Origin of the sequence: Thioclava sp. JM3, from assembly GCF_002213185.1 — a bacterium.
GTDB lineage: Bacteria > Pseudomonadota > Alphaproteobacteria > Rhodobacterales > Rhodobacteraceae > Thioclava > Thioclava nitratireducens.
In genome coordinates this window covers 432,561-451,364 of sequence record NZ_NBOB01000002.1, presented here as the reverse complement: position 1 = coordinate 451,364, position 18,804 = coordinate 432,561, and the positions used below count along the sequence as shown (strand labels likewise).

19 protein-coding genes are annotated in these 18,804 nt (G+C 65.3%); 8 read left to right on the top strand and 11 right to left on the bottom strand.

The features are described from left to right. Positions 1-94: 94 nt before the first annotated feature. Both B6V73_RS05550 and B6V73_RS05545 read right to left on the bottom strand, forming a co-directional pair. Entirely contained in the window at positions 95-1,942 is a 1,848-nt protein-coding gene (locus tag B6V73_RS05550; RefSeq protein ID WP_088719006.1) for an ABC transporter ATP-binding protein/permease, read from the bottom strand. A 138-nt stretch (positions 1,943-2,080) separates the two neighbouring features. Next, a complete protein-coding gene (locus B6V73_RS05545) occupies positions 2,081-3,643 on the bottom strand; it encodes a LysM peptidoglycan-binding domain-containing protein (RefSeq protein ID WP_088724716.1) in 1,563 nt (520 codons plus the stop codon). A 135-nt stretch (positions 3,644-3,778) separates the two neighbouring features. On the opposite strand from B6V73_RS05545, the gene B6V73_RS05540 reads away from it, so the two are divergent. After that, the gene (locus B6V73_RS05540; protein ID WP_088724715.1) at positions 3,779-4,333 is read left to right on the top strand and encodes a TIGR00730 family Rossman fold protein; all 555 of its coding nucleotides are present in this window, start codon (positions 3,779-3,781) and stop codon (positions 4,331-4,333) included. Here B6V73_RS05540 and rarD read toward each other — a convergent pair. Next, positions 4,319-5,260, bottom strand: a complete 942-nt coding sequence (rarD, locus tag B6V73_RS05535; protein ID WP_088719009.1) for an EamA family transporter RarD — start codon at positions 5,258-5,260, stop codon at positions 4,319-4,321. The two genes, B6V73_RS05540 and rarD, sit on opposite strands and share 15 nt — an antisense overlap. A 133-nt stretch (positions 5,261-5,393) precedes the next feature. On the opposite strand from rarD, the gene B6V73_RS05530 reads away from it, so the two are divergent. Next, positions 5,394-6,239, top strand: a complete 846-nt coding sequence (locus B6V73_RS05530; RefSeq protein ID WP_075776071.1) for a DUF1206 domain-containing protein — start codon at positions 5,394-5,396, stop codon at positions 6,237-6,239. A gap of 223 nt (positions 6,240-6,462) precedes the next feature. Here B6V73_RS05530 and B6V73_RS05525 read toward each other — a convergent pair whose 3' ends face one another. From B6V73_RS05525 to B6V73_RS05505, 5 genes are all read right to left on the bottom strand, one after another. Further along, positions 6,463-6,918, bottom strand: a complete 456-nt coding sequence (locus tag B6V73_RS05525) for a host attachment family protein (RefSeq protein WP_075776072.1) — start codon at positions 6,916-6,918, stop codon at positions 6,463-6,465. Then, positions 6,918-7,145: a hypothetical protein gene (locus B6V73_RS05520; RefSeq protein WP_088719011.1), complete on the bottom strand. Its 228-nt coding sequence runs from the start codon at positions 7,143-7,145 to the stop codon at positions 6,918-6,920. The genes B6V73_RS05525 and B6V73_RS05520 overlap by 1 nt, the downstream gene beginning before the upstream one ends. A gap of 191 nt (positions 7,146-7,336) precedes the next feature. Continuing rightward, the gene (locus B6V73_RS05515; RefSeq protein ID WP_075776074.1) at positions 7,337-7,936 is read right to left on the bottom strand and encodes a superoxide dismutase; all 600 of its coding nucleotides are present in this window, start codon (positions 7,934-7,936) and stop codon (positions 7,337-7,339) included. Between the two features lie 102 nt (positions 7,937-8,038). Beyond that, complete coding sequence (locus tag B6V73_RS05510; protein ID WP_075776075.1) at positions 8,039-8,884, bottom strand: DMT family transporter; 846 nt, start codon at positions 8,882-8,884, stop codon at positions 8,039-8,041. Positions 8,885-9,008: 124 nt separating this feature from the next. Next, on the bottom strand, positions 9,009-10,028 hold the full coding sequence (locus B6V73_RS05505) for a ribose-phosphate pyrophosphokinase (protein WP_075776076.1): 1,020 nt from the start codon (positions 10,026-10,028) through the stop codon (positions 9,009-9,011). A 111-nt stretch (positions 10,029-10,139) separates the two neighbouring features. Between B6V73_RS05505 and B6V73_RS05500 the strand changes: the two genes are divergently transcribed. The 5 genes from B6V73_RS05500 to purF all read left to right on the top strand — a co-directional run bounded on the left by B6V73_RS05500 (position 10,140) and on the right by purF (position 15,143). Next, positions 10,140-10,739: a 2-hydroxychromene-2-carboxylate isomerase gene (locus B6V73_RS05500; RefSeq protein WP_088719014.1), complete on the top strand. Its 600-nt coding sequence runs from the start codon at positions 10,140-10,142 to the stop codon at positions 10,737-10,739. Beyond that, positions 10,740-11,555: an alpha/beta hydrolase gene (locus tag B6V73_RS05495; RefSeq protein WP_075776078.1), complete on the top strand. Its 816-nt coding sequence runs from the start codon at positions 10,740-10,742 to the stop codon at positions 11,553-11,555. Between the two features lie 4 nt (positions 11,556-11,559). Continuing rightward, positions 11,560-12,924, top strand: coding sequence for a DNA repair protein RadA (gene radA / locus B6V73_RS05490; protein WP_088721886.1), 1,365 nt, complete (start codon positions 11,560-11,562; stop codon positions 12,922-12,924). A 22-nt stretch (positions 12,925-12,946) separates the two neighbouring features. After that, positions 12,947-13,558 carry a CvpA family protein gene (locus B6V73_RS05485; RefSeq protein WP_075776080.1) on the top strand — a complete coding sequence of 204 codons (612 nt, stop codon included), beginning with the start codon at positions 12,947-12,949 and terminating at the stop codon, positions 13,556-13,558. Between the two features lie 106 nt (positions 13,559-13,664). Continuing rightward, positions 13,665-15,143: an amidophosphoribosyltransferase gene (purF, locus tag B6V73_RS05480; RefSeq protein WP_075776081.1), complete on the top strand. Its 1,479-nt coding sequence runs from the start codon at positions 13,665-13,667 to the stop codon at positions 15,141-15,143. A 68-nt stretch (positions 15,144-15,211) separates the two neighbouring features. Here the strand turns inward: purF and B6V73_RS05475 are convergent, their stop codons facing one another. From B6V73_RS05475 to B6V73_RS05465, 3 genes are read right to left on the bottom strand one after another with little or no spacing between them, the layout of a single operon-like run. Then, positions 15,212-15,634: an MliC family protein gene (locus tag B6V73_RS05475; RefSeq protein ID WP_088721887.1), complete on the bottom strand. Its 423-nt coding sequence runs from the start codon at positions 15,632-15,634 to the stop codon at positions 15,212-15,214. After that, positions 15,631-16,008: a cell division protein ZapA gene (locus B6V73_RS05470; protein WP_075776082.1), complete on the bottom strand. Its 378-nt coding sequence runs from the start codon at positions 16,006-16,008 to the stop codon at positions 15,631-15,633. The genes B6V73_RS05475 and B6V73_RS05470 overlap by 4 nt, the downstream gene beginning before the upstream one ends. After that, positions 16,001-16,576 (bottom strand): hypothetical protein, encoded by a 576-nt coding sequence (locus B6V73_RS05465; RefSeq protein WP_088719018.1) that lies wholly within the window; start codon positions 16,574-16,576, stop codon positions 16,001-16,003. The genes B6V73_RS05470 and B6V73_RS05465 overlap by 8 nt, the downstream gene beginning before the upstream one ends. Before the next feature lie 201 nt (positions 16,577-16,777). Between B6V73_RS05465 and tkt the strand changes: the two genes are divergently transcribed. After that, positions 16,778-18,796: a transketolase gene (tkt, locus tag B6V73_RS05460; RefSeq protein WP_088719019.1), complete on the top strand. Its 2,019-nt coding sequence runs from the start codon at positions 16,778-16,780 to the stop codon at positions 18,794-18,796. Positions 18,797-18,804 lie beyond the last annotated feature (8 nt).

The following is an 18,804-nucleotide window of genomic DNA, read 5'->3' as shown; positions in this document are numbered from 1 at the left end:
CAGGCACGACCGACCTACGGACTTTCGCGATAAAGCGCCAAGCCTCGTCGGGATGGTCGCGCCTACCCAAGGGTAAGGCGCCGCCCTTCACGCGTTACGCCGCCCCCTGCTCCGCCTCGTCTTCCTCTTCCGCCGATTGCCGCGCCCACATCGAGGCATACCGCCCGCGCTGCGCCAGAAGCTCCTCGTGGCGCCCGCGTTCGACGATTTCGCCCTTGTCGAGCACGAGAATCTGATCGGCATCCGCCACCGTCGACAAACGGTGCGCAATGGTGATCACCGAGCGCCCCTCGCCCATCGCCTTCAGGCTCATCTGGATGTCGCGCTCGGTCTGGGTATCGAGCGCCGAGGTCGCCTCATCGAGCAACAAGATCGGCGGGTTCTTCAGAATCGTGCGCGCGATGCCAACCCGTTGTTTCTCGCCGCCCGAAAGCTTAAGACCGCGCTCGCCCACCGCCGTGTCATAGCCTTCCGGCAGGCTGGTCACGAAGTCATGGATCCGCGCCGCTTTCGCAGCCGCCACGATCTCCTCGTCCGTTGCATCGGCGCGGCCGTAAGCGATGTTGTAGCGGATCGTGTCATTGAACAGCACGGTATCCTGCGGCACCACGCCGATCGATTGCTGCAGGCTTTCCTGCGTCACGTCGCGCAGGTCCTGACCGTCAATGCGGATCGCCCCGCCAGTCACCTCGTAGAACCGGAACAGCAAACGCCCGATCGTCGATTTGCCCGAGCCCGAGGGCCCGACCAGCGCCACGGTCTGCCCCGCAGGCACGTCGAAGGAAATCCCCTTCAGGATCGGCCGCGTCGGGTCATAGGCGAATTCGACCCGGTCGAAACTGATATGCCCGCCTTTCACTTTCAGAACATCGGCGCCCTCTTTGTCCTGAATTTCGGCCGGTTGCTGCAACAAATCGAACATTTCGCCCATATCGACGAGTGCCTGCCGGATCTCGCGATAGACCGTGCCGAGGAAGCCCAGCGGCATGGTGATCTGGATCATGTAGGCCTGCACCATGACGAAATCGCCGACCGTCAGCGTACCCGCCTGCACCTGCATCGCGGCCATGACCATCACCGTAACCAGCCCAATCGTAATGATCAGCGTCTGGCCGGCATTGAGCGCCGCGAGCGACTGGCCGGTCTTCACCGCCATCGTCTCGTAGCCCTTCATCGACTCGTCGTAGCGGTCCGCCTCGCGCTTGGCCGCACCGAAATACTTGACCGTCTCGAAGTTCAACAGGCTGTCGATCGCCTTCTGGTTCGCCGCCGTGTCGGCCTTGTTCATCTCGCGCCGGATGTTCACGCGCCACTCGGTGACCTTGAAGGTGAACTTGATATAGGCCGCGATGGTGACCAGCACGACCGCCGCGTAGCGCCAGTCGAACACCACCGCGAAGATGATCGCCACCAGCGTCAGTTCGACGATCAGCGGGCCGACTGAGAACAGCATGAAGCGCAGCAGGAACTCGACGCCTTTCACCCCGCGCTCGATGATCCGGCTGAGGCCGCCGGTCTTGCGGGTGATGTGATAGCGTAAGGAGAGCTGATGCATATGGGTGAAGGTCTGCAGCGCCAGATGGCGCAGCGCGCGTTGCGCCACCTTCACGAAGATCGCATCGCGCAGCTCGCCGAAGGCCACCGTCATCAGCCGTGCGACGCCATAGGCCACGGTGATCGCCACCGCCCCCATGCCCAGTGCCCAGGCCGCCGAGGTTCCCTCGCCCGAGAGCGCGTTGACCGCCTCGCGATAGACGAAGGGCGTTGCGACCGAGATGATCTTGGCGAAGACCAGCATCACCATTGCGAAGACGACACGCCGCTTCACCCACGGGGCTTCATGCGCCCAGAGATAGGGCAGCACCGCGCGGATCGTGCGCCAACCTCGGGCGCGCTCCTCGGCATTCATCTTGCCCTTGGTCGTGATCTGTGCCGGAGGCATCGCGCCCTCCTCTTCCTCTTGACGAAAATATCCCGGGGGCTCCCGTCAGGGAGCGGGGCAGCGCCCCTCCACGGGTGGAACCTGCGCGCAACCTACTCGGCGGCGCGAAGGAGTCCAGCCATGCAAGCGGTGTGTGCGCTACTGCGCAGCCCCCGAGACGTCCGTCTCGGGCGACGGGATATTGAAGACCTGCCCCGGATAGATCAGGTCGGGGTCGCGGATCTGGTCGCGATTGGCGTCGAAGACCCGGACATAGAGGAACCCGTCGCCATAGACCTCGCGCGCGATCGCCCAAAGCGTATTGCCCTTCACGATCTGCACGACCTTCACCGCGTCGCCGACCTCACCGGTCGCGCGCACGGAGGCTGCCTGCGCACCAGTCGGATCGGCGGCATTCGCCACGAGGATTTCGTCGGGCTGGTCGAAGCCGGTCTCGGCCCGCGCGACGACCTTGCCTGTGGCGTCCTGCGCATCGATCCGCAATTTGTGCTCGCCCGTGCCCAAGCCCGGCAGGTCGAGCGACCAACGCCCATCCGCGCCCGGCTGCGCCTCGGCGACGAGCGTGTCGTCGAGATAGGCGCTGAGCGTCGTGCCCTCGGGTGCGCCACGGCCTTCGCTGCGTGCGACCTCGCCCGAGCCGAAGGAGATCGTATCGATCACCAGGTCATCGCTTTTCGGGGCGAGCAGCCGCGCACCGTCTGCATCGGCGATGAGCGGCGCTGCGGGCGGCGTGGGCGTCGATTGTGTCACCTCGGTCGCCGTAGCGGGCGTCGTGGTCGCAGTTCCGGCGGACGTGCCAACATCGGTCCCGTTCGCGGCGCTTCCGCTCATCGCCGTACCATCTGCCGCCGAGGCCGTCGCATCGGCGCTACTATCTGTCGCACCGTCCGCAGCCGGCCCAACGGGCGTCTGGGAGGGTACGCTCTGCTCTGCAGAGGCAATCCTCTCGGTTTTCGGCTGTCCGCGCAGCACGAGCGTCTCGGCGCTGTCGCGCGCGGAGCCATCCGCGCCGGTGACCCGCAGCGAGAGCGCGCGCGGGCCGTCGGCGGGCGGCAGATCGAAGAGCGAGGCGAAGCTGCCGCCGCCATCGGCCTGCGTGCTCGCCACGACCTTGCCGTCGACGAGAATATCGAGCTTCGCGCCCGGCTCCGCCCGCCCGGCGAGCGTCACCGAGCCATCGGGTGCGGCCCGCAGCGCGTCGAATTGCACCTGGGCGAGCGGCTTGCCGTCACGTAGCGCCTTCGCGGTGGTGCCGTCAGTCGCCATATCCGCGCCCGTGGCAGAGCTTCCCGACGCGGCCTCCGCACCCGGATCCTTGACCGTTTCAACCAGCTTGTCGGTGGGTTCCTGGGCCAGCGGCGCCGCGGCGCTCGCCGCTTCTTCAGCCTCCTGCGCCACCGTCTCCGCGCTTCGCGTCTGCGGCGCAGCGGTCCCGGAGGTCGCATCGGCGCTCCCCGTTTGCGCGGTTTGCGCTGCGTTGTTCGCCGCCGCATTCACACCGCCGGCCGCCTTATCAGCCTCGGCCGAACCGGTCGCGGCAGTCGTCTCCGTGCCCGACGGTTGCGCCCCTTCGCGCTCCACCGGGCGCAGGACGCCCCAAAGCACCAGCCCCAAGATCACGAGGAGCAGCGCCGCCGCCCCCCCTTTCACCACACCGAGCCCGGTGCCCCCGGCCGGTTGATCCGTTACGTTTTCATTCATCTAAGTCCCGCCTTAACGTCATCCCCAGGGCCCTGCCGCCTGTTGTTATCTGCGGCTAGGTGACCCGATCCCTTGAGGGAACTTAGCAACCCCGGTATCACCGCTCAATAACAATGCATTTCCGGAGACACCGTCATGACCATTCCCCGTTCCGTCTGTGTCTATTGCGGCTCGCGTTCGGGCGCGAAGCCTGCCTATGCGGCAGCGGCGCGTGACACCGGCGAGATGCTGGCCACGCGCGACTGGCAGCTGGTCTATGGGGCGGGCGATGTCGGGCTGATGGGAGAGGTCGCCCGCGCGGCGCAAACCGCGGGCGGGCGCACCTTCGGCGTGATCCCCGAGCATCTCTTCCCCCGCGAGGTCGGCAAGCGTGACCTGACCACATTCGTCGTCACCGAGACGATGCACGAGCGCAAGAAGGTAATGTTCATGAATGCCGATGCGGTGGTGGTACTGCCGGGCGGAGCGGGCTCGCTCGACGAGCTGTTCGAAGTGCTGACATGGCGTCAGATCGGCCTGCACGAGAAGCCGATCTTCCTGCTCAACACCGAGGGCTACTGGGCGCCGCTCGGGTCCCTGATCGACCATATCATCGAGCAGGGCTTCGCGGATCCGTCGCTGCGCGAGCTGGTGGTGACGGTCGATAGCGTGGCGGAGCTGGAAACCGCGCTCGTCTCAGCTTTCGCCTAAACCGCGCTGCGTCGCGGGCTGCGCCGCCGGCTGCGGTCGGCGCATCTTCAGATTGGCGCTCGAATAGAGCGCGAGCGCCGTCCAGATCAGCGCCAGCGCGATCGCGTGCCAGATGGTGACCGTCTCGCCGAAGGCCAGCGTCGCCACCGCGAATTGCAGCGTCGGATTGAGATATTGCACCAGACCCACGGTTGCCATCCGCACCCGCTGCGCCGCATAGGCGAACAGCAGCAAGGGTGTGCCGGTGAGCGGGCCGGAGAAGATCAAAAGAACCGTGGTCTTCCAATCGCCGCCGAAATGGCCCGCGCCGGGCGCGCTGCCCCACCATCCCGCGTGATAGCCCCAGAGCACGATCAGCGCGACTGGCGAGAGCAGCAGCACCTCGGCGCAGACCGAGACCATCGCGCCCGCGCGCAACCCCTTCTTGATCAGCCCATAGGTGCCGAAGGTCGCGGCAAGGATCAGCGAAACCCAGGGCGCGACACCCAGCCCGATCGTCAGGACGATGACCGCCGTGGCGGCCAGCGCGACCGCCATCCATTGCCGCGTGCTCAGCGCCTCGCGATAGACGATCAGCCCGAGAACGACGGCGACGAGCGGGAAGATGTAATAGCCGAGCGACGCCTGAACCGCGTGGCCGAAATGGACCGACCAGATGAAGGTGAACCAGTTGGCCGATATCATAAACGCCGCGGTCGCGATCACTAACGCCCCGCGCCCGCGACGTTCGGCCAGCGCGGCCCAAAGCTCGCCGAGGCGGCCTTTCAACCCGAGGATCACGGCGAAGAACAGGAAGGACCATAAGGTGCGATGGGCGAGCACTTCGATCGGCGGCATCCCGTCGAGCATCTTGTAATAGAGACCCGAGAGCCCCCAGATGACGCAGGTCGTCACCATCGCCCAGAAGCCTTTGACCGCCTCGTTCATCGAAATTCCCTTCTCTCAACCGCGTGACCCTGACCGATCGGCGGGCGAAAGGAAAGACCACGGCGCGGCGGAACCTGTGCGCTTGTCCACGCATTGGGTCTGCGTCAATTCACAACGCCGAGAGAGACCGCCAATGTCCGCCACCAACAGCCACGATCCCGACGATTTCGCTTGGGCAGTGCCCGTAATGCGCACAGGCTACGGCGGGCGCGGTCTGGTCTATCTCGTCGTCGCGGGTGTCTCGCTCTGGTCGCTTTTTCATGGCGGCAGCGCCGAGGGCACCAAACAGGTGATGGAGAAGCTCTCAAGCGGCTGGGGCGCCGTGGTGCTCGTCGGCATCGCCCTTGGCATGGCGGCTTACGCAATCTGGCGCGTGGTGGACGCGGTCTGGGATCTCGAGGCCTATGGCTCCGAGATGAAAGGGTGGATCGCCCGTATCGGCCTCGTGGTCAGCGGTCTCGTCCATCTCGGCATCGGCGGCATTGCGGTCACGGCGCTCGTCGCGCGGGCGAGCAGCGATGGCGGGACGAACAAGCTGGTCTCGACGATCCTGAGCGCGCCGATGGGTCGTATCGCGCTCGGCGTGATCGGCCTGATCGTGATCGGGGCTGGCGGTTACTATCTCTACAAGGGGCTCACCAAGGCCTATCTGAAGCATCTGATGGCCAACGAAGTCACCCGTCGCGCCAATTTCGTCCTGCAGGCGGGGCTTGCGGCGCAGGGCGTGGTGGTCGCGATCATCGGCGCGCTTATCGTTTATGCCGCCTACCGCTACGATCCGTCGAGCGCGGGTGGTCTGGGCAAGGTCTTTGACTGGGTGCGGGGCCACCCGTTCGGGCAATTCCTGACCGGGGCGATCTGCGTCGGATTGCTGGGCTTCGCGGTGTTCTGCTTCGTCAACGCGGTCTACCGGATCGTGCCGCGTGCCAGCGACCCGGACATCGAAACGCTCAAGCAGAGCCTCGAGAGCGACGACTGAGGCGCGCCCTGCCCCGTCGACGGAACGCCGCGCCCATCTCGCGCGGCGTTTTCTTGCGCTCTGCCGATGCGCGCGCGATGTGCCCGCATCACAGGCCCGGTCACTGCACTCCCCTTGCGGGTCTCGCCGCTTCCCCGCAGCGCTCCTTCGGGAAAGCCCCATCAAAAAAGCGCCGCGCGAACAACCGCGCGGCGCTTTGTCTGTCAATCGCAGCGAGGCGCGATCAGACGGTCGCAAGCTCTTCTTTCACCAGCTTCTCGATCTCGTCGCGGGGGTGATTGGTCAGCGTCTTGTCGATCTCGGCCACCACGACGTCGGCGACTTCCTTGTGCAGCGCGTGACGGATTTCCCCCAGAACACGGGGTGCCGCGACGATCACCAGCCGCTCGATCCGACCCTTGTGGACCATCTTGTAAAGATGTTCGGCCAGATCGTCAGCGAAGCGCATCTTCGCCAGTTCGTGCCAGTCCGTCTCCTGAAAAGCCGAGCGCTGGCCGGGGCCGTCATCAGCCATCCGACCCGGGCTGTCGGTGCCCTGCTCGTGATCGGGCGGGTTGTCCTGCTCGTCGACGCGCCGCACGACGAGGTTCGGATCCTCGTCATCCATCATGTTTTCCAGAAACAGCGCCTTCTCGCCATCCGCGATGACGACCCAAGTACCCTTGGAGAGTTTCTTCATCACATCTTCTCCTTTTCGCCGCTATCTCGCTCGTCGCCACCGAGCGGGCGCGTCGTGCCTGCGGAGGTTTCATCGAGCTGCTTCTTCTCATCGCGGGTGCCGACCTTGCGGTTCAGGTTCCCGCCCGAGCTGCCTTGCCCTTCCGGCGTCTCGATATTCTCGGGCTTCTCGCCGAGGACCTCTTCGGTTTCGCGCTTGCCGTCATTGGAGCGAATGCGTTCAGCCATCGTATCCTCCTCTTGGTTACGGGTTTCTGTCAAGAAAACCGATCCGGCGGCGTCGCGGTTCCTGCTTAGCGGTCTTTCCGTCCCGGCAATCGCCCCGGCACACAAACGTGCTCACAAACGGGCGTCGTGAAGCGCGCAAAGAAAAAGGGCGCCCCACGGGACGCCCTTCCAATTCGCTCGTTTCGCGGAGATTACATGCGCGAAGCGACGTTTTCCCAGTTCACCAGCTTGTCGAGGAAGTTCGACAGATAGGCCGGGCGCTTGTTGCGGAAGTCGATGTAATAGGAGTGCTCCCACACGTCGCAGCCCAGAAGCGCGGTCTGGCCGAAGCACAGCGGGTTCACGCCGTTCTCGGTCTTGGTCACTTTCAGCGAACCGTCGCTGTCCTTCACGAGCCATGCCCAGCCCGAGCCGAACTGGCCAGCGCCCGCGGCAGCGAAGTCTTCCTTGAACTTGTCGACCGAGCCGAAGCTTTCGGTCAGCGCCTTTTCCAGCTCGCTCGGCATGGCCGAGTTGCCCGGACCCATCATTTCCCAGAACTGGGTGTGGTTCCAGTGCTGCGAGGCGTTGTTGAAGATGCCGTTCTGCGCGACGGCGTTCGGCTGATAGGTGCCTTTCACGATCTCTTCGACCGACTTGCCTTCCCATTCGGTACCGGCAATCGCCTTGTTGCCGTTATCGACATAGGCCTTGTGGTGAATGTCGTGGTGATATTCGAGGGTCTCCTTCGACATGCCGAGATCCGCGAGTGCGTCGTGGGCATAGGGAAGATCGGGAAGTTCAAAAGCCATGATGTCCTCTCTTGAGTTCGAAGGTTCGTACGTCAAACACTAAAGAAGCGCTGGAAGTTCCGAGGTCAAGACGTTTCCGCGGCGAACATCCGACGGTTGTGCTCAGGTTTTCCGCCGCAGCGAGAGCGCGATGCCGCCGATCACCAGCGCCGCGGCCAGCCAGAAGCGCGCCGACGGGATTTCGGCCAGAAGCACCGCCCCGCCCAGCGCCGCGATCAGAGGCACGGAAAGTTGTGCGATCGCGGCGAGGCTCGCAGGGATTTGCGGCAACACGCGATACCACAGCGCATAGCCCAGCCCCGAGGTCACAGCACCCGAGAGGATCGCGGGCGCCCAGCCCCAGCTTGCGCCCTGCCCCCAGTCGCCCGCGCCGAGCATCCAGATCAGCGCCAGCGGTGTGGCCAGAGCGAAGTTAAGCGCGGTCGCGACCAGCGGATCGTGCGTGCGCCGCCCGTTGAGCGAATAGAGCCCCCATCCGATCCCGGCGAGCGCCATCATCGCGAAACCGCGCGGATCGATATGGGCGTCGCCCGAGGCGGGCAGGAGCAGGACCATAAGCCCTGCGAAGGCCAGCCCCGCCCCGATCCAGCGCCAGAGCGAGATCGCCTCGCGCAGCCACAGCGCCCCCGCGAACATGGTGATCTGCACCATCCCGAACAGCGTCAGCGCGCCGACGCCAGCGTCGATCAGCCCGCTCGCGATGGAAAACCCGAAGATATAGAGCGCGAGCGTCGCGACCCCGGCGCTCAGAACCGCCCTTGGCAGACGCAGGCCCCGCACTCCTTTCGCCCGCATCGCGAGAAGCAGCAGAACAAGCGCCCCCGAGGCGAGCCGCACGAAGCCCGTCGCAGCGGGCCCCCAGCCAGCATCATGCACCGCCATCCGGTTGAGCACCGAATTGGCCGCGAAAGCGATCATGACGAGAGCGGTGAGAGCGAAAAGGCGCATGCCGCCAGAATGGCGCGGAATGCGCCGATGTCCATCGGGCTTTCCGACGAAATGAAATGACCCGGAGCATGTACCCCGGGTCGATCCAAACAAGCGAGCGCGGCGCGTCCAGCGGCGCGACCGCTCAGTCGCGAGTGTACATGCCCTCGTAGATCGGGACGAGCGTGTCTGTCTCGAAGAGCGAGGACACCGAGGTGCCCGACCAGGTGTTCAGGATCGCTTGTGCGAACATCGGCGCAGTCGGCACGATGCGGATATTCGGGCAGGCTTTCACGGCCTCGGTCGGCTCGATCGAGTCGGTGATGACCAGCGTCTTCAGTGCCGAATTGGTCACCCGCTCGACCGCCGGGCCCGACAGCACGCCGTGCGAGATATAGGCGTGAACCTCGGTCGCGCCGTGCTCGATCAGCAGGTCGGCGGCCTTGCACAGCGTGCCTGCCGTGTCGACCATGTCGTCGACGATGATGCATTTCTGGCCCTTCACGTCGCCGATCACGGTCATTCCCGCGACCTCGCCCGCCTTTTCGCGGCGCTTGTCGACGATGGAGAGCGGCGCGTCGATCCGCTTGGCCAGCTCACGGGCGCGGGCCACGCCGCCCACGTCGGGCGAGACAACCATGATATCGTCGGTCTGGCCCTTGAAGTTGTGCAGGATATCGAGCGCGAAGACCGGCGAGGCGTAGAGGTTGTCCACCGGAATATCGAAGAAGCCCTGGATCTGGGCTGCGTGCAGGTCGAGCGTCAGGATGCGGTCAACGCCCGCTTCGGTCAGTAGGTTCGCGACCAACTTGGCCGAGATCGGCGTGCGGGCCTTGGTGCGGCGGTCCTGACGTGCATAGCCGAAATAGGGGATCACGGCGGTGATGCGATCTGCCGAGGAGCGTTTGAGCGCGTCGGTGATGATCAGCAGCTCCATCAGGTTGTCATTGGCCGGGTTCGAGGTCGGCTGAATGATGAACATATCCTCGCCGCGCACGTTCTCGAAAACCTCGACGAAAATCTCGCCGTCGTTGAAACGCTCGACCCGCGCATCCACCAAACCGACGGACATGCCGCGATGCATCGACATGCGGCGCGCGATCGATTGCGCGAGCGGTTTGTTGGAATTTCCGGAGATGAGCTTCGGTTCGGTGACGACGGACATGGGCCAGTTCCTTCGTGACGCCGGGCAGCCCCGGCGGGATTCGCTTGATTGCGCCTGCCTTAGCACCGGGGTAGCGTGGCGGCAATTTCGACTGTCAAGAAAGTGTTATGAATGGCACGGATCGACTACTATTTCGGCACGTTCAGCCCGTGGGCCTATCTCGGCGGCCCGCGATTCGAAGAGATCGCGGCGCGTCACGGCGCTGACGTGACTTACAAACCGCTCGACCTTCTGGGCCTGTTCGACCGCACCGGCGGCGTGCGCCCGGCGCAGCGTCACCAGAGCCGGATGGAATACCGGATGCAGGAGCTCAAGCGCTGGTCGAAGCGGCTCGGGATGGAGATGAACTACACGCCTCCCGGCTATCCGCCGAACCCCGCACCGTCGTCTTACGCGATCATCGCGGCGCAGAAAGCGGGCGGCGGCGATGTCGGCGGGCTGGTCAACGCGATCCTGCGCGCCTGCTGGGCGGAGGACAAGGACATCGCCTCGGACGAGGTGATCCGCGAGGCGCTGGAAGCCAACGGTTTCGACGGCGATCTGGCGACCACCGGCCTCTTCGACGGCGCGGTCACCTACGAGAAGAACCTCGAGGACGCGGTCGAGGCCGGCGTGTTCGGCTCGCCCTTCTATATCGTCACCGACACCGACGAGCGGTTCTGGGGGCAGGATCACCTGGAGTTGCTCGACGACTACCTGGGGACGCTCTGAATGCCGCGCGACCAACGACAAGGGGCCGAAGTCTTCTGGCAGAGCTTCGGTCAGGGCGAACGTCCGGCGATCGCGATCCATTGCACGCTCGGCAGTTCGAACCTCTGGGCGAAGGCGCTGATGCCGTTGGGCCAGCAGATCACGGCGACCGCCTTCGATCAGCCGAGCCACGGGCAATCCGCACCCTGGCGCGGCGATGCGAGCGAGCCCGGGAGCTTCCAGACGCAGGTGACACGGATCGCTGCAAGCTTCATTGAGCGCCCTGTCGATCTGATCGGGCATAGTTTCGGCGCCTCGGTTGCGCTGCGCATCGCGGTCGGCGCGCCAGAGGCCGTCCGCTCGCTGACGCTGATCGAGCCGGTGCTGTTCGCGGCGCTGCCCGAGGACGACCCGGATTGGCAGGACCTGCGCGCCAAGCAGGATCACTTCGAGCAATTGATGGAAGCGGGCGATTACGAGCCGGCCGCACGCGGCTTCATGCGTGACTGGGGCACCGGCCAGCCGTGGGACAGCTATACCGAAACGCAGCGCGAACGTTTCACCGCGTGCATGCCGATGGTCGAGAATATCTCTCGCGCCAATTTCGCGGATCCGGCGCAGATAGCACGGCCCGACGGGATCGAGCAGATCGACGCGCCCGCAATGATCATCCATGGCGACCGCTCGCCGCCGACGATGCCGAAAGTGGCCGAGGCGATTGCCGCGCGCCTGCCCGATGTGGGCGTCGCCTGCGTCGAGGGCGCGGGCCATATGCTGCCAGCCACTCATCCCGAACAATGCGCGAGCCTCATCGCCGCCAATCTGGAACGTAGCTGACCTCATGGCCAAGCAATCCGCGATCTTCCGCTGCGCCGAGTGCGGCGCGACGCATGCCAAATGGTCCGGGCGTTGCGACGCCTGTGGCGCATGGAACTCCATCCACGAGGAAGCCCCGATCTCGACCACGCCCGGCTCCGGGATGAAAGGCGCTAAGGGCAAGGTGATCCCGCTCACCGCGCTCGACACCAAGGAAACCCCGCCCGCCCGCGTGAAATCGGGCATGGAGGAGTTGGACAGGGTTCTGGGCGGCGGTCTCGTGGCGGCTTCGGCGGTGCTCGTGGGTGGCGATCCGGGCATCGGGAAATCGACGCTTCTGCTGCAGGCGACCGCCAGCTTCGCCCGCAAGGGAGTGAAGGCACTCTATATCTCGGGAGAGGAAGCGGCGAGCCAGGTGCGGATGCGCGCGCAACGGCTGGGCCTTGCGGACGCGCCGGTCGGGCTGGGCGCTGAAACCTCGCTTCGCGACATCCTGACGACGCTGGAAGCCGAGCGCCCCGACCTCGTCATCATCGATTCGATCCAGACCATGTGGTCGGACAATGTCGACAGCGCACCGGGTTCGGTAAGCCAGCTGCGCGCCGCCGCACACGAATTGGTGAGCTTCGCAAAAAAGCGCGGCACCGCCGTCATCCTCGTGGGTCACGTCACCAAGGAAGGCCAGATCGCGGGCCCGCGCGTGATCGAGCACATGGTCGACACGGTGCTCTATTTCGAGGGCGAGCGCGGCCACCAGTTCCGCATCCTGCGCGCGGTGAAGAACCGCTTCGGCCCGGCCTCCGAGATCGGTGTCTTCGAGATGACCGGGGCGGGTCTGGCCGAGGTCGCCAACCCCTCGGCGCTGTTCTTGTCGGAGCGCGGCCAACCCGCGCCGGGATCGGCGGTTTTCGCAGGAATTGAAGGCACGCGACCGGTGCTGACGGAGATTCAAGCGCTGGTTGCACCCTCCACGCTTGCTTCGCCCCGTCGTACCGTAGTCGGGCTCGACAGCGGGCGGATCTCGACCATTCTCGCGGTGCTGGAATCGCGATGCGGCATCCCCTTCGCGGGGCTCGACGTGTTCCTGAATGTCGCGGGCGGGATGAGGGTGGTTGAGCCCGCAGCCGACCTCGCCGCGGCCGCCGCGCTTCTCAGTGCGCGCGAAGATGTGGCGCTTCCAGCGGACATGGTGATTTTCGGGGAAATCAGCCTGTCGGGTGCGCTGCGTCCCGTGGGTCAAGCGGAAAACAGGTTGAAAGAAGCGGCGAAACTTGGTTTTTCACAAGCGATCGCACCCTCGGGAACGAAAGCCGAAGGGTCGAGCGGGATGTCCCTGCGCAAGCTGGGCGATCTCGTGACTTTTACCGGGGAGATGTTCGGCGCCGGATAACGCCGAGAACACAGGAGCGAAAATGGACGGGTTCACCATTGTCGATGCCATCGTGGCGGTCGTCATCATTCTTTCGGCGATCCTCGCCTATTCGCGGGGCTTCGTGCGTGAGGCGCTGGCCATCGTCGGCTGGATCGCGGCGGCGATCGTCGCTTACATTTTCGCCAACGAGGCGCGCCCTCTGGTGCAGCAGATCCCCGGCCTCGACAAGTTCATCGGCCAAAGCTGCGAGCTGGGCATGATCGGCGGCTTCGCGGTGGTCTTCGCCGTGGCGCTCGTCGTGTTCTCGATCCTGACGCCCTTGTTCGCCTCCGCCGTGCAACGCTCGGCCCTTGGCGGGATCGACCAGGGGCTTGGCTTCCTGTTCGGCGTGGTGCGCGGCGTGATCCTCGTCGCGGTGGCCTTCGTGGTCTACGACCGCGTGATGAGCAACGACCCCGTGCCAGTGGTCGACGACTCGCGCTCGGCCAAGGTGTTCTCGCGCGCCTCCGGACAGCTCGACGAATCGATGCCCGCCGATGCGCCCGGCTGGATCGTGCAACGCTACGAGCAACTCGTAGCCGCCTGCCCCGCGCCTCCGGGTGCCGATGCCCCGGCCCGGACGGACGAATTGCCCCCGGCAACGGCGAATTGATGACAGCCACATGACGGTTTTTGCAGGCGCGAGGGGTTAACACCTCTCGCGTTTGCATATAAATGAGCGCAAGCGCCCTCCCCTTGCGTCATACGGAGCTGATGCCATGTCCTGCCCCGCCGCCCAGAAGACCCACTTCGCCCATCCTTTCGACGACGACAAGCTCAAGGAAGAATGCGGCGTCTTTGGTGTGGTCGGCATTTCCGACGCCGCGAATTTCGTGGCTCTTGGTCTGCACGCCCTGCAACACCGCGGTCAGGAAGCGGGCGGTATCGTCGCGCATGATGCCGCAACCGGCTTCAATTCCGCTCACCGCTTCGGCTACGTCCGGGACAATTTCACCAAGTCGAGCCTGATGGAAACGCTGCCGGGCGATATCGCCATCGGCCATGTGCGCTACTCCACCGCAGGCTCCAAGGGGGCGGTGATCCGCGATATCCAACCCTTCTTCGGCGAGTTCTCGATGGGCGGCTGCGCGGTCGCGCATAACGGCAACCTCACCAATGCCGACGCGCTGCGCCGCGAACTGATCGAGCGCGGCGCGATCTTCCAGTCGTCGTCCGACAGCGAATGCATCATCCACTTGATGGCGCGCTCGATCCAGCGCAAGCACGCCGACCGGATCGCCGACGCGCTGCGCCGCGTGGAAGGCGCGTTCTCCATCGTCGCGATGACGCGCACCAAGCTGATCGGTGTGCGCGACCCGCTGGGCGTGCGCCCGTTGGTGCTGGGGAAGCTCGGCGAACATGGCTATGTGCTCAGTTCCGAGACCTGTGCGCTCGACATCATCGGCGCGGAATTCGTCCGCGAGATCGATCCGGGCGAGATGGTGGTCATTCAGGACGGCCATATCGAAAGCTCGCGTCCCTTCGGCCCCTCGACCGGGCGCTTCTGCATCTTCGAGCATGTCTATTTCTCGCGCCCCGACAGCATGATCGGCGGCCGCTCGGTCTACGAGACCCGTCGCGCCATCGGCGTCGAGCTGGCCCGCGAAGCCCCGGTCGAGGCCGATCTGGTCTGCCCCGTGCCCGACAGCGGCACCCCCGCCGCGATCGGCTACAGTCAGGAAAGCGGCATCCCCTTCGCGCTCGGGATTACGCGCAACCAGTATATGGGCCGCACCTTCATCGAACCGACCGAGCAGATCCGCAACATGGGTGTGCGCCTCAAGTTGAACGTCAACAAGTCGCTCATTCGCGGCAAACGGGTGGTCCTTGTCGACGACTCGGTCGTGCGCGGCACCACCTCGCGCAAGATCAAGGACATGATCCTCGATGCGGGCGCGAAATCGGTGCATTTCCGGATCGCCTCGCCGCCGACCGCATGGCCGTGCTTCTACGGCGTCGACACGCCGAACCGCGACAAGCTGCTGGCGGCGCAGATGACCGAGGAAGAGATGCGCGAATGGGTCGGCGTGGACAGCCTCAAGTTCATCTCGCTCGACGGGCTGTATCGCGCGGTGGGCGAGGCCAAGGGCCGCGACAATTCCTGCCCGCAATATTGCGATGCCTGCTTCTCCGGCGAGTATCCGATCACGCCTTCGGATCAGCTGGAAAAGGGTTTCGAGATGAAGGCGGCCGAGTAAGCGCGCGGCGCTTTCCGTTCGTCTGATACGATTTCTTCAGGGCCGCCGCGCGTATCGCGTTGCGGCCCTCAGTCTTCCTGACAGGCGCGGAACAGCGGTTGCGCCTCGCCATCCTCGGCGATCCAGTCGAGCATCGCGCCGTGGCCCTTTGTCCACCACACATAACCCGCCTCGCCCTCGCCATCCTCGGCGTATCTCGCGCCGTCGGCAGAGCGGATATGGCTCATCACGACGAGCCGTCCCTGCAGGAACAGGGCGACGCGCTGGGGATCGGTGTCGTTGATGTAGGCCGCGTGCACTTCCGCGCCGCGCTCGCAATGATAGGTGACGGTCACTACCGGCTCTACCGTATCGCCGGTCGTCGGGTTGAGCGGCTCAAGCCGCTCGACGGGCGTGTCGTGTTGCCCCGATGGCGCCGCCGCATCCTGCGCCTCCACCGGCCCCGTCAGCGCGGCGCCCGCGAGCAGCGCCCCAAATAGCGTACGTCTCACGCGTCGTCCTCGACCCGGTCGGCGAGCGACTCCGCGCGTGCGGCGATCTCGGCCAGCGTCTCGGTCACTTCGGGCGGCAGGATCGGCACTTCGACATGGGCCGGGTTCGACTGCAATTCGTCGATCTTCGCCTGCAATTCGCCAAGACGGTTCATCGCGTCGCGCAGCTGATCCTCGATACCCGCAGCCTTGTCGGCCAGCATCAGCCCCGACATCAAGAGCATCCGGTTCTCGGGCACGCGCCCGATCTGGCCCAGAAGCACCTGCGCCTCGCTGTCGAGCATCCCGGCAGCCGAGCGCAGGAAATGTTCTTCACCCTCTTGGCAGGCGACCTGAAAATCGCGGCCGCCGACGGAAATCGTCACCTCAGGCATCGGTCCCCTCCTCGCGGTTCGCCGCTTCGATGATCGGGTCGAGACCCGCGATGATCTGCTCAAGCTCGGCGCTTTCGCCGTCGCGCGCGGCGCGCAGGCTTTGCAACTCGGCCATCAGCGCCTCGTCGGAGAAGGCCACGCCCTCGTCCATCAGCTTGCGATTGGCCGCGACCAGCGCCGCGTTGGCTTGCTTGAGGGCAGCGACCTCCTTGAAGGCAGATTCCTGCGCCCGGACGGCGGCGCCGTATTTGCGCTCCATCGCGCCCAGCGTGGTGTCCTGTTTCTCGCGGATCGCGCGGACGCGTTCGGAGAGTTGTGCGTTCGCTTCCTGCTCCGCGGCGAGCGCGGCTTTCAGTTCGGCCACCTCCGCCGGATCTGCGACAACTTCGGGCGGCGGCTCCGGTACCGGGGGCAGTTCCGCCTCGGCGGCCTCCGGCTCGGTTTGCTGCGCTGCGGATTGCGCTGCCTTGGCCTGCATTGCCTCGCGCTGCTTGAGCGCTTCGACCCCGCGCCCGATCCGTTCGAGCGCGAAAGCGATGCGGCGTTCGTATTCGGCGATATCACTCATGCACGCCTCCTCGTCCTCATGTTTTTCGCTTGCCATGGCCGAATCGCGGCCCGGCTGCGGATTTCGATCAGTCTAACCCTTTGCGACAGGGCAAGCCCACCCTTTTGCCCCAAGCACTTGTGGGCCACGCTTGATCTTGGGCCGATCCCTGCTATCAGGGGCGCGGACCCATCCAACTGCTGCCCCGCGAAAGGACGTTTCATGGAAATCGAAGAGCTGCGCGCCGCCCATCCTGAGCATTGGAAACTTGCCTCCGCGATCCGCGCATTGGCGATGGATGCGGTGCAGGCCGCCAATTCCGGTCACCCCGGCATGCCGATGGGTATGGCCGACGTGGCGACCGTTCTGTTCCAGAACCACCTGAAATTCGACGTGAAGAACCCGAAATGGGCTGACCGCGACCGCTTCATCCTTTCGGCCGGCCACGGCTCGATGCTGATCTATTCGCTGCTCTATCTCTGCGGCGATGAGCAGGTCACGCTCGACCAGATCAAGAACTTCCGCCAGTCGGGCGCGCTGACCGCGGGCCACCCCGAGAATTTCCTGCTCGACGCGGTGGAAACCACCACCGGGCCGCTCGGCCAGGGCCTCGCGACCTCGGTCGGCATGGCCATCGCCGAAGAGGCGCTGCGCGCGCAATGGGGCAAGAAGCTCGTCGATCACCGGACCTGGGTCATCGCAGGCGACGGCTGCCTGATGGAAGGCATCAGCCAGGAGGCCATCGGCCTTGCCGGGATGCAGGAATTGTCGAACCTGATCGTGCTGTGGGACAACAACGACATCACCATCGACGGCCGCGTGTCGATGTCGGACAAGACCGACCAGCGCAAGCGCTTCGAGGCGTCGGGCTGGACTGTCTTCGCCTGTGACGGCCACGATCCGGTTGCCATCGACGAGGCGCTGACCAAGGCGAAGCAAGCCAAGGGTCCGGTTCTGGTCGACTGCAAGACCATCATCGGCTTCGGCGCCCCCACCAAGGCCGACAGCTACTCCGCCCACGGCTCGCCGCTGGGCGACGAGGAGATCGCGCGCACCAAGGCGATCTACGGTTGGAATCACGGCCCGTTCGAAATCCCCGCCGACGTAAAGTCGCAATGGGAAGCGATCGGCACCCGCGGCGCAGCAGAGCGCGCCGAATGGGAGGAGCGCTTCGGCAAGCTCTCGGCGGCCAAGCAGGCCGAGTTCACGCGCATCATGGAAGGCGGCGTCTCGAAGAAGCTGACCGGCGCGATCCGCAAGTTCAAGAAGGAACAGGCCGAGGCCAAACCGAAGGTCGCGACCCGCAAGGCGTCCGAAATGGTTCTGGGCGTGATCAACGCCGCCTGCCCCGAGACCATCGGCGGCTCGGCCGACCTCACCGGCTCGAACCTCACGAAGTCGAAGGACATGACGGTCTTCAACGCGGAGAACCGCAAGGGTCGCTACATCCACTACGGCATCCGCGAGCATGGCATGGCCGCCGCGATGAACGGTCAGTGGCTGCATGGCGGCGTGCGCCCTTATGGCGGCACGTTCTTCTGCTTCACCGACTACGCGCGCGGCGCGATGCGTCTCTCGGCTCTGATGAAAGTGCCGACCGTCTATGTCATGACCCATGACTCGATCGGTCTGGGCGAAGATGGCCCGACGCACCAGCCGGTCGAGCATCTCGCGATTTGCCGCGCGACGCCGAACACGCTGACCTTCCGCCCCGCCGATGTCATCGAGACCGCCGAGGCGTGGGAAATCGCGATGAACCAAGAGGGCACCCCCTCGGTTCTGGCGCTGTCGCGTCAGGGTCTGCCGACGCTGCGCACCGAGTACAAGCCGCAGAACCTCACCGCGCGCGGCGCCTATGTTCTGGCCGAAGCCGATGGCAAGCGTCAGGTGATCCTGATGGCGACCGGCTCGGAAGTGGAAATCGCGCTGAAAGCTCGCGAGATGCTGCAGAAGGAAGCGATCGGTACCCGTGTCGTCTCGATGCCCTGCATGGAGCTGTTCGCCGAGCAGGACGAGGCCTACCGCAAGCGCGTGCTGCCGCCGAACTCGGTCCGCGTGGCGGTCGAGGCCGCCGTGCGCCAGCCGTGGGACCGCTGGCTTCTGGGCGAGCGTGGCCGCGAGGCGAAAGCCGGCTTCGTGGGCATGGAGGGCTTCGGCGCCTCCGCCCCGGCAGGCGAGCTTTACGAGAAGTTCGGGATCACCCCCGAGGCCGTGGCCGAGAAGGTCAAGAGCCTCCTCTGATGGCTCTG